Here is a 10,068-nt window from a genome sequence, read left to right on the forward strand (position 1 = left end):
ATGATATGGGGTCTGCGTTGAGCGTGGCGTTTTCACGGGAGGCGTGTCGACACTGCGTGCGAAGTGCGGTTTGGGGCGGTGAGGCGTCAGGCAGTGCTTTGCTATCCACTGAACGAACTGAACGCAGTTTGTGACGTGGACCAGGAGTGATTGAACAAGCTTGGAGCCTGCACACGGCGGAGGCTGCATGTTGAGTGCGCCTCAGCTATATGAATTCTCGAGGGCCGTGCTCGTGCAATAATTGCAGAGTTGATTCGGTATATCAAGTGCGGCTGTAGCTCAGTGGATAGAGTATCGGCCTCCGAAGCCGAGGGTCGTGGGTTCGATCCCCGCCAGCCGCACCAGTGACCCACGTTGATTGCCTTGTTCTGAGGTTGCAGGCCGAGGTCATGCTGTGTGCCAAATCGCGATGTTGCTGTGCAACTCGACGATAGGGCAAAACTTAGTGCTATAATTCGAAATTCTTCGGAGGGGTGCCCGAGTGGCTAAAGGGGGCAGACTGTAAATCTGTTGGCTTACGCCTACACTGGTTCGAATCCAGTCCCCTCCACCAGTTTTTAGATGATGTGTCAAAAGTGCTCAGCGTTGGCTGGGTGGCGCGAAAGCGGCGCATGCTGCTGATGCGGGAGTAGTTCAATGGTAGAACCCTAGCCTTCCAAGCTAATGACGCGGGTTCGATTCCCGTCTCCCGCTCCATTGTCTGATGGCTGGTTTGTAGAGTTTGAGAAGTCTTTGGTGTTGCTTCGGCAGCTCCAAATGGCCCATGTGGCTCAGTGGTAGAGCACTCCCTTGGTAAGGGAGAGGTCGCGGGTCCGATTCCCGCCATGGGCACCAATTCAGGTGCGTCCGAGTCCGGTTGCGCCGAGATCCTGTTTTGTTGGCATAGATTTTTTTCGGAGTCGGAAAAATGGCAAAAGGCAAATTCGAGCGCACCAAGCCCCACGTCAATGTGGGCACGATCGGTCACGTGGACCATGGCAAGACGACACTGACGGCGGCCATTGCCACCGTGCTGTCGGCCAAGTTTGGCGGCGAAGCCAAGGCCTACGACCAGATCGACGCAGCGCCTGAAGAAAAGGCCCGCGGCATCACGATCAACACCGCTCACGTGGAATATGAAACGGCTGCTCGCCACTACGCCCACGTGGACTGCCCTGGTCACGCCGACTATGTGAAGAACATGATCACCGGCGCTGCCCAGATGGACGGCGCCATCCTGGTGTGCTCGGCCGCTGACGGCCCCATGCCCCAGACCCGTGAACACATCCTGCTGGCCCGCCAGGTGGGCGTGCCCTACATCATCGTGTTCCTGAACAAGTGCGACATGGTGGATGACGAAGAGCTGCTCGAACTCGTCGAAATGGAAGTGCGCGAACTGCTGGACAAATACAACTTCCCTGGCGACGACACCCCGATCATCCGTGGTTCCGCCAAGCTGGCTCTCGAAGGCGACAAGGGCCCACTGGGCGAAGAAGCCATCATGAAGCTGGCCGAAGCGCTGGACACCTACATCCCCACGCCTGAGCGCGCTGTGGACGGTGCCTTCCTGATGCCTGTGGAAGACGTGTTCTCCATCTCTGGCCGTGGCACCGTGGTGACCGGCCGTATCGAGCGCGGTATTGTCAAGGTCGGCGAAGAAATCGAAATCGTTGGTATCAAAGACACCGTCAAGACCACCTGCACCGGCGTGGAAATGTTCCGCAAGTTGCTGGACCAGGGCCAGGCTGGCGACAACGTCGGCCTGCTGCTGCGCGGCACCAAGCGCGAAGACGTGGAGCGCGGCCAAGTGCTGTGCAAGCCCGGCTCGATCAAGCCCCACACCCACTTCACCGCTGAAGTGTATGTGCTGAGCAAGGATGAAGGCGGCCGTCACACACCCTTCTTCAACAACTACCGTCCTCAGTTCTACTTCCGCACGACCGACGTGACCGGCGCCATCGAGCTGCCAGCCGACAAGGAAATGGTCATGCCTGGCGACAACGTGTCGATCACTGTGAAGCTGATCAACCCCATCGCCATGGAAGAAGGTCTGCGCTTCGCTATCCGCGAAGGCGGCCGCACCGTGGGCGCTGGCGTCGTGGCCAAGATCATTGCTTAAAGCGTGTTCATAGGGGTATAGCTCAATTGGCAGAGCGTCGGTCTCCAAAACCGAAGGTTGTAGGTTCGATTCCTACTGCCCCTGCCACTTGAATGTGGTCAAAAACAAGCCCGCCAAGCCTTGGCGGGCTTCGGTGTCTTGGGCGACGCCGGAAATCGACGTAGGAAATTAGACATGGCCAGTACACAAGTTGACACCGTCAATACGGGGGCGGACAAGGCCAAGCTCGCCGCAGCAGTGGCATTGGTGATAGCGTCCGTGGCAGGTTTTTACTTGCTGGGCAAGCAGGGTCCCGTCGTTCAGTGGGCTGCACTACTGGCGGGGCTCGTTGCGGCGGTGGCTGTCTTTCTGGTTTCCGAATCGGGCCGCCAGTTCGTGGCCTTTGCGCGTGACGCCTGGCGTGAAGTCAAGAAGGTGGTCTGGCCTACTCGCAAAGAAACGTTGCAAATGACCGCATATGTGTTTGCTTTTGTTGTGATCATGGCGTTGTTTCTGTGGTTCACCGACAAGACCCTTGAATGGGTTTTGTACGATTTGATTCTGGGCTGGAGAAAATCATGACAGGCGTTGTGGAATTGGCTGGGGCAGATGCCTCTGGTGGTGCTGCATCCACCAATCCTGATTTGCGCTGGTACATCGTCCATGCTTATTCGGGTATGGAAAAAGCGGTGGAGCGCAACATCTTGGAGCGCATTGCGCGCTCCGGCATGCAGGATAAGTTCGGGCGCATTCTTGTCCCGACCGAAGAGGTGGTCGAGATGAAGAACGGGCAGCGCAAAACCACCGAGCGCCGTTTGTTTCCCGGTTATGTGTTCGTCGAAATGGTCATGGACGATGACACGTGGCACTTGGTAAAGCACACCAACAAGGTTACTGGGTTCGTGGGTGGCGCGAAGAATCGCCCGGCGCCCATCTCTGAAGAAGAGGTGCAGAAGATCGTCAGCCAGATGCAGGAAGGCACTGACAAGCCACGGCACAAGGTTGAGTTCATGGTGGGCGAGTTGGTGCGGGTCAAGGAAGGCCCTTTCACGGATTTCAACGGATCAGTGGAAGAGGTGAATTACGAAAAGAGCCGAGTACGCGTTTCCGTGATGATCTTTGGTCGCTCTACTCCGGTGGAGCTGGAGTTTGGGCAGGTCGAAAAGACGTAAGTCTTTCGATACAAAACCTGATCCAACAAATTTGGGCATCGCACTTTTCGACTCGGTGCGAATGCAGTTGATGAGTCGTTAACCCCGGGGAGCCAGTTCTTGCATCGGCAGGGCTGGCGTTATCACCCGCAAGGAGTAAAGCATGGCGAAAAAAATCGTCGGTTTTATCAAGCTGCAAGTGCCAGCTGGTAAGGCCAATCCATCCCCACCCATCGGCCCTGCGCTCGGTCAGCGTGGCCTCAACATCATGGAATTCTGCAAGGCATTCAATGCGCAGACCCAAGGTGTTGAGCCCGGTCTGCCGCTGCCTGTGGTCATCACGGCGTTTGCAGACAAGAGCTTTACCTTCATCATCAAGACGCCGCCTGCGACGGTTTTGATCAAGAAGGCGATCAAGCTGGAAAAAGGCTCGCCCAACGCCCTGAGCACCAAGGTTGGCAAGATTACTCGCGCCCAGCTCGAGGAAATCGCCAAGACTAAGTTCAAGGACATGAATGCCGCCAATGTGGACGCCGCTGTCCGCACGCTGGCTGGCTCTGCGCGCTCCATGGGCGTGACGGTGGAGGGTTTGTAAATGGCCAAGCTGACAAAGAAACAAAAGGCCCAGCAGGGCAAAGTGGACAGCACCAAGCTGTACGCATTTGCTGACGCGATTGCACTCGTCAAGGACGCGGCAACTGCCAAGTTCGATGAGTCCATTGATGTGGCCGTGCAGTTGGGCATCGATGCCAAGAAGTCCGACCAGGTTGTGCGCGGTGCCGTGGTGCTGCCCAATGGGACCGGAAAGACCACCCGCGTGGCGGTTTTTGCACAAGGTGCCAAGGCGGAAGAAGCCAAGGCCGCTGGTGCCGACATCGTGGGCATGGACGACCTCGCTGCCATGGTCAAGGCTGGTGACATGCCTTTCGATGTGGTGATCGCCGCGCCTGACGCGATGCGCGTGGTGGGTACGCTGGGTCAGATTCTGGGCCCGCGTGGCCTGATGCCTAACCCCAAGGTGGGCACCGTGACGCCTGATGTTGCTACCGCCGTCAAGAATGCCAAAGCGGGTCAGGTGCAATTCAGAGTCGACAAGGCCGGCATCGTGCACGGCACGATTGGTCGTCGCTCGTTTGACAATGACAAGCTGCAGGGCAACCTGGCTGCCTTGATCGACGCGCTGAACAAGGCCAAGCCTGCGTCGAGCAAGGGTCTGTACCTGCGCAAGGTTGCTGTTTCGTCGACGATGGGCCTGGGTGTCCGCGTGGATACGCAGTCCATCGCAGCGTAATTGCAAGAAATCTTCAGGCCTTCAAAAGGCCTGATGTGGTGGGCTGAAAGCGCTCTGGCGTTTTCGGGCCATCCAAGACCGTTGGTGTGCTGGATGTTCGCACTTAAACCCTTTGGGGCCAACGCAGATGGCGATCCCGCTGCAGATGGAATGTTTTCCTGAACAGTTGGTCGCTGCAACAAGAGCGCGTACGAGGCCTTTGCCGAGTGCGCATTTTAAGGAGTAGACCTTGAGTCTTAATCGCAGTGAGAAAGAAGCGGTCATCAGTGAAGTGACCAGCCTCGCCGCTAAAGCTCAAACGCTTGTGATCGCGGAATACCGTGGCATCACGGTCGCCGACATGACCAAACTGCGTGTTGATGCTCGCAGCAAGGGCGTGACCCTGAGTGTTCTGAAGAACACCCTGGCTCGCCGTGCTGTGGCTGGCAGCGCATTTGACGTGGTGGCAGACCAGATGACCGGTCCGCTCATCTATGGCTTCTCTGAAGACGCTGTGGCCGCCGCCAAGGTGGTGGCCGATTTCGCGAAGACCAACGACAAACTGGTAATTCGCGGTGGCGCTTTCGGTGGCAAGGCCCTGGATGTCAACGGCGTTAAGCAACTGGCCAACATTCCTTCCAAGGAAGTTCTTTTGGCTCAGATTTGTGGCTTGCTTATGTCCCCCATGTCGCGTACGGCCGTTGTGCTGGGCGCGCTGGCGGCGAAAAAAGGCGAAGGCGCTGCCGCACCGGCAGCCGAACCTGTCGCGGCTTGATTGCCGGGCAGTTAACCAACAAAATTGTTAGGAATTCAAAATGGCATTCGATAAAGACGCATTTTTGACCGCGCTGGACAGCATGACGGTTCTGGAACTCAATGACCTGGTGAAGGCCATTGAGGAGAAGTTTGGCGTGAGCGCGGCCGCAATGGCTGCTCCTGCTGCTGCTGGCGGTGGCGCTGCTGCCGCTGCCGAAGAAAAGACGGAATTCAACGTGGTGCTGCTCGAAGCTGGCGCCAACAAGGTGTCCGTCATCAAGGCAGTGCGTGAAATCACCGGCCTGGGCCTCAAGGAAGCCAAGGACCTGGTGGACGGCGCTCCCAAGAACGTCAAGGAAGCTATTGCCAAGGCCGACGCCGAAGCAGCCGTCAAGAAGCTGGTGGAAGCCGGCGCCAAGGCCGAACTCAAGTAATTCGGTCTTGCTCAAGGGCTGGAGTGCTCCTCAAAGGGCCTCCAGCCTTTGGTGCTTTCAGAGAGCACCCGAAAGCCCCCTCAAACCTGGGGCTTTCGAGTGTCTTCTGACAACCCCGACAGCAGAAGACGCCTTGGTTCGGGTGATGTGCAATGCATCACCGTCCGCCATGGTTGGTAGTGGCCAACCGCCAAGCCCGCAGGGACAGAACTCCTTGCGGGTCAGTCGTCGAAGACCCAGGACTCATGTCTTTGCCCGGAGATCTCATGGCCTATTCCTATACCGAACGCAAGCGAATTCGCAAAAGTTTCGGCACCCGCGATAGCGTGCTCGAAGTTCCTTATCTGCTGCAGATGCAGAAGGACGCATACACCGCTTTCCTGCAGGCTGATAAAGCACCCCAGAAAAGAACCATCGAAGGCCTTCAGGCTGCATTCAATGCAGCCTTTCCTATCGTCTCCCACAATGGTTTTGTGGAGATGAAGTTCATCGAATACAACCTGGCCAAGCCCGCATTTGACGTGCGCGAATGCCAGACGCGCGGGCTGACCTTTGCGTCCGCCGTGCGGGCCAAGGTTCAGCTGATCATCTATGACCGCGAGTCCTCGACGTCGCAGTCCAAGGTGGTCAAGGAAGTGAAGGAGCAAGAGGTCTATATGGGCGAAGTGCCGCTCATGACCGATAAGGGCTCGTTCATCATCAACGGCACCGAGCGCGTGATCGTCTCGCAGCTGCACCGTTCGCCTGGCGTGTTTTTCGAGCACGACAAGGGCAAGACCCACAGCTCCGGCAAGTTGCTGTTTTCAGCACGGATCATTCCTTACCGCGGCTCGTGGCTCGACTTCGAGTTCGATCCCAAGGACATTCTGTATTTCCGCGTTGACCGTCGTCGCAAGATGCCTGTCACGATCCTGCTCAAGGCCATCGGTCTGAACCCGGAATCGATCCTGGCGAACTTCTTCGTCAATGACAACTTCCGCCTGATGGACAGTGGTGCACAAATGGAATTTGTGTCCGAGCGTCTGCGCGGTGAAGTGGCCCGTTTCGACATCACCGACAAGTCCGGGAAGGTCGTCGTGGCCAAGGACAAGCGCGTGACGGCTCGCCACACCCGCGAACTGGAGCAGTCCGGCACCACGCACATCAGCGTGCCCGAAGACTTCCTCATTGGCCGCGTCGTGGCCCGCAACATCGTGGATGCGGACACCGGCGAAATCATCGCCAAGGCGAATGACGAGCTGACCGAAGCGCTGCTCAAGAAGCTGCGCAGTGCCGGCGTGCAGGACGTGCAGTGCATCTACACCAATGAACTCGACCAGGGTGCGTATATGTCGCACACCCTGCGCATCGACGAAACGGTGGACGAGTTTGCCGCCCGCGTGGCCATCTATCGCATGATGCGCCCCGGCGAGCCGCCCACGGAAGACGCTGTGCAGGCCCTGTTCCAGCGCCTGTTCTACAACCCCGACACGTACGACCTGTCGCGCGTGGGCCGCATGAAGTTCAACGCCAAAATCGGCCGCGACGAATCCACCGGCCCCATGGTGCTGTCCAACGAGGACATCCTGGCCGTGGTCAAGATCCTGGTGGACCTGCGCAACGGCAACGGCGAAGTCGATGACATTGATCACCTGGGCAACCGCCGCGTGCGCTGCGTCGGCGAACTGGCCGAAAACCAGTACCGCACGGGCCTGGCACGTATCGAAAAAGCGGTGAAGGAACGTCTGGGTCAGGCCGAGCAAGAGCCGCTGATGCCGCATGACCTGATCAACAGCAAGCCGATCTCGGCGGCGCTGAAGGAGTTCTTCGGCGCCTCGCAGCTGTCGCAGTTCATGGACCAGACCAACCCGCTCGCTGAAATCACGCACAAGCGCCGGGTATCTGCCCTTGGCCCGGGCGGTTTGACCCGCGAGCGCGCCGGATTCGAAGTGCGTGACGTGCACGTGACCCACTACGGCCGTGTCTGTCCTATTGAAACGCCCGAAGGTCCGAACATCGGCCTGATCAACTCGCTGGCCCTGTACGCCCGCCTGAACGAATACGGCTTCATCGAAACGCCGTACCGTCGCGTGGTGGATGGCAAGGTCACCAACGACATCGATTACCTGTCGGCCATCGAAGAAGGCAAGTATGTGATCGCGCAGGCCAATGCCGTGCTCGACAAGGACGGCCGCCTGACCGGCGAGTTGGTTTCGGCCCGCGAAAAGGGTGAATCCATTCTGTGCGGAGCAGACCGCGTGCAGTACATGGACGTGTCGCCCGCGCAGATCGTGTCGGTAGCGGCCTCGCTCGTGCCGTTCCTGGAGCACGACGATGCAAACCGCGCACTGATGGGCGCCAACATGTCGCGCCAGGCTGTGCCTGTGCTGCGTCCTGAAAAGCCCCTGGTTGGCACGGGCATCGAGCGCGTCGCTGCCGTGGACTCGGGCACCGTGGTCACCGCCACCCGTGGCGGTATCGTGGACTATGTCGATGCGACGCGTATCGTGGTGCGTGTGAACGACGCGGAAGCCCTGGCCGGTGAAGTGGGTGTGGATATCTATAACCTCATCAAGTACCAGCGCTCCAACCAGAACACCAACATCCACCAGCGCCCCATCGTCAAGAAGGGCGATGCTCTGGTCAAGGGTGATGTGATTGCCGACGGTGCATCGACGGACTTCGGCGAAATCGCCATTGGCCAGAACATGCTCATCGCGTTCATGCCATGGAACGGTTACAACTTCGAAGATTCGATCCTGATCTCCGAACGCGTCGTGTCGGAAGACCGCTATACCTCGATTCACATCGAGGAACTGGTCGTCATGGCCCGTGATACCAAGCTGGGTGCCGAAGAAATAACGCGCGACATCCCGAACCTGAGCGAACAGCAACTGAACCGCCTGGACGAGTCCGGCATCATCTACGTGGGTGCTGAAGTGCAGCCCGGCGATACGCTGGTCGGCAAGGTCACTCCCAAGGGCGAGACCACGCTCACACCGGAAGAAAAGCTGCTGCGCGCGATCTTCGGTGAGAAGGCCTCCGACGTGAAGGACACTTCGCTGCGCGTGGACCAGGGCTCGCAAGGCACCGTGATCGACGTGCAGGTGTTCACCCGCGAAGGTATCCAGCGCGACAAGCGCGCCCAGCAGATCATCGACGATGAACTCAAGCGCTTCCGCCTGGACCTGAACGACCAGCTGCGCATCGTCGAAGCCGACGCCTTCGACCGCATCGAAAAGCTGCTGAACGGCCGCGTGGCCAACGGTGGCCCGCAAAAGCTGGCCAAGGGCACGAAGATCGACAAGGCCTACCTGGCCTCGGTCGAGAAGTTCCACTGGTTCGACATCCGTCCTGCGGAAGACGAAGTCGCCACCCAGCTCGAGTCCATCAAGAACTCGCTGGAGCAAACGCGCCACAGCTTCGACCTGGCTTTCGAAGAAAAGCGCAAGAAGCTCACGCAGGGCGACGAGTTGCCCGCGGGCGTGCTCAAGATGGTCAAGGTGTACCTGGCCGTCAAGCGTCGCCTGCAGCCGGGTGACAAGATGGCCGGCCGCCACGGTAACAAGGGTGTGGTGTCCAAGATCGTTCCGGTCGAAGACATGCCCTACATGGCCGATGGCACGCCTGCCGACATCGTTCTGAACCCGCTGGGCGTGCCTTCGCGGATGAACATCGGTCAGGTTCTTGAGGTTCATCTGGGCTGGGCCGGTAAGGGCATCGGCCAGCGCATTGGCGACATGCTGCAGCAGGAGGCCAAGGCGTCCGAACTGCGCAAATTCCTCGAGGAGGTCTACAACTCGCGTGGTCGTACCGAAGATTTGTCGCAACTGAGTGACGATGACCTCATGGCCATGGCAGCCAACCTCACTAACGGCGTGCCGTATGCCACGCCCGTGTTCGACGGTGCGTCGGAAGACGAAATCAAGGCCATGCTGAAGCTGGCTTATCCCGACGATCTGGCCGAGCGCAAGGGGCTGACCCCTGAACGCACCCAAGCCTATCTGTTTGACGGCCGCACGGGTGATCGCTTCGAGCGTCCCACCACCATCGGCTACATGCACTACCTGAAGCTGCACCACTTGGTGGACGACAAGATGCACGCCCGCTCGACCGGTCCGTACTCGCTCGTTACGCAACAGCCGCTGGGCGGCAAGGCCCAGTTCGGTGGACAGCGTTTCGGGGAAATGGAAGTGTGGGCGCTGGAAGCCTACGGCGCCGCGTATGTGCTGCAGGAAATGCTGACAGTGAAGTCCGACGACGTGGTGGGCCGTACCAAGGTGTACGAATCCATCGTCAAGGGCGAACACGCCATCGAAGCCGGCATGCCGGAATCGTTCAACGTGCTGGTCAAGGAAATCCGTTCGCTGGGCCTGGACATCGAGCTGGAACGCTCCTAAG

At 58.8% G+C, this 10,068-nt stretch carries 8 protein-coding genes and 5 tRNA genes; all 13 read left to right on the top strand.

The features are described from left to right. Window positions 1–268 precede the first annotated feature (268 nt). The 13 genes from CBP34_RS01555 (at window position 269) to rpoB (ending at window position 10,067) form a co-directional block, all read left to right on the top strand. Window positions 269–344 (top strand) — tRNA-Arg (locus CBP34_RS01555). A gap of 123 nt (window positions 345–467) precedes the next feature. Next, window positions 468–553 (top strand) — tRNA-Tyr (locus CBP34_RS01560). A 69-nt stretch (window positions 554–622) separates the two neighbouring features. After that, window positions 623–696: transfer RNA gene (locus CBP34_RS01565), tRNA-Gly, on the top strand. Window positions 697–759: 63 nt separating this feature from the next. Next, window positions 760–834 (top strand) — tRNA-Thr (locus CBP34_RS01570). 73 nt (window positions 835–907) lie between these two features. Beyond that, window positions 908–2,098 carry an elongation factor Tu gene (tuf, locus tag CBP34_RS01575; protein ID WP_086926372.1) on the top strand — a complete coding sequence of 397 codons (1,191 nt, stop codon included), beginning with the start codon at window positions 908–910 and terminating at the stop codon, window positions 2,096–2,098. A gap of 11 nt (window positions 2,099–2,109) precedes the next feature. Continuing rightward, window positions 2,110–2,185: transfer RNA gene (locus tag CBP34_RS01580), tRNA-Trp, on the top strand. A gap of 87 nt (window positions 2,186–2,272) precedes the next feature. After that, the gene (gene secE, locus CBP34_RS01585; protein WP_086926373.1) at window positions 2,273–2,659 is read left to right on the top strand and encodes a preprotein translocase subunit SecE; all 387 of its coding nucleotides are present in this window, start codon (window positions 2,273–2,275) and stop codon (window positions 2,657–2,659) included. Further along, window positions 2,656–3,249 (top strand): transcription termination/antitermination protein NusG, encoded by a 594-nt coding sequence (nusG, locus tag CBP34_RS01590; RefSeq protein ID WP_086926374.1) that lies wholly within the window; start codon window positions 2,656–2,658, stop codon window positions 3,247–3,249. The genes secE and nusG overlap by 4 nt, the downstream gene beginning before the upstream one ends. Before the next feature lie 142 nt (window positions 3,250–3,391). Then, window positions 3,392–3,823, top strand: coding sequence for a 50S ribosomal protein L11 (gene rplK / locus CBP34_RS01595; protein ID WP_024813807.1), 432 nt, complete (start codon window positions 3,392–3,394; stop codon window positions 3,821–3,823). Beyond that, window positions 3,824–4,519 carry a 50S ribosomal protein L1 gene (gene rplA / locus CBP34_RS01600; RefSeq protein ID WP_086926375.1) on the top strand — a complete coding sequence of 232 codons (696 nt, stop codon included), beginning with the start codon at window positions 3,824–3,826 and terminating at the stop codon, window positions 4,517–4,519. Between the two features lie 229 nt (window positions 4,520–4,748). Then, window positions 4,749–5,273, top strand: coding sequence for a 50S ribosomal protein L10 (gene rplJ / locus CBP34_RS01605; RefSeq protein ID WP_007850048.1), 525 nt, complete (start codon window positions 4,749–4,751; stop codon window positions 5,271–5,273). 40 nt (window positions 5,274–5,313) lie between these two features. Next, on the top strand, window positions 5,314–5,688 hold the full coding sequence (gene rplL, locus CBP34_RS01610; RefSeq protein ID WP_086911093.1) for a 50S ribosomal protein L7/L12: 375 nt from the start codon (window positions 5,314–5,316) through the stop codon (window positions 5,686–5,688). Between the two features lie 266 nt (window positions 5,689–5,954). Next, a complete protein-coding gene (gene rpoB / locus CBP34_RS01615) occupies window positions 5,955–10,067 on the top strand; it encodes a DNA-directed RNA polymerase subunit beta (RefSeq protein ID WP_086926376.1) in 4,113 nt (1,370 codons plus the stop codon). Window position 10,068: the final 1 nt, after the last annotated feature.

Origin of the sequence: Acidovorax carolinensis, assembly GCF_002157145.1 — a bacterium.
Lineage (GTDB): Bacteria > Pseudomonadota > Gammaproteobacteria > Burkholderiales > Burkholderiaceae_C > Acidovorax > Acidovorax carolinensis.

Coding starts and splice junctions, on each gene's coding strand:
- tuf (WP_086926372.1), top strand. CDS start 908: ATGGCAAAAGGCAAATTCGAGCGCACCAAGCCCCACGTCAATGTGGGC.
- secE (WP_086926373.1), top strand. CDS start 2,273: ATGGCCAGTACACAAGTTGACACCGTCAATACGGGGGCGGACAAGGCC.
- nusG (WP_086926374.1), top strand. CDS start 2,656: ATGACAGGCGTTGTGGAATTGGCTGGGGCAGATGCCTCTGGTGGTGCT.
- rplK (WP_024813807.1), top strand. CDS start 3,392: ATGGCGAAAAAAATCGTCGGTTTTATCAAGCTGCAAGTGCCAGCTGGT.
- rplA (WP_086926375.1), top strand. CDS start 3,824: ATGGCCAAGCTGACAAAGAAACAAAAGGCCCAGCAGGGCAAAGTGGAC.
- rplL (WP_086911093.1), top strand. CDS start 5,314: ATGGCATTCGATAAAGACGCATTTTTGACCGCGCTGGACAGCATGACG.
- rpoB (WP_086926376.1), top strand. CDS start 5,955: ATGGCCTATTCCTATACCGAACGCAAGCGAATTCGCAAAAGTTTCGGC.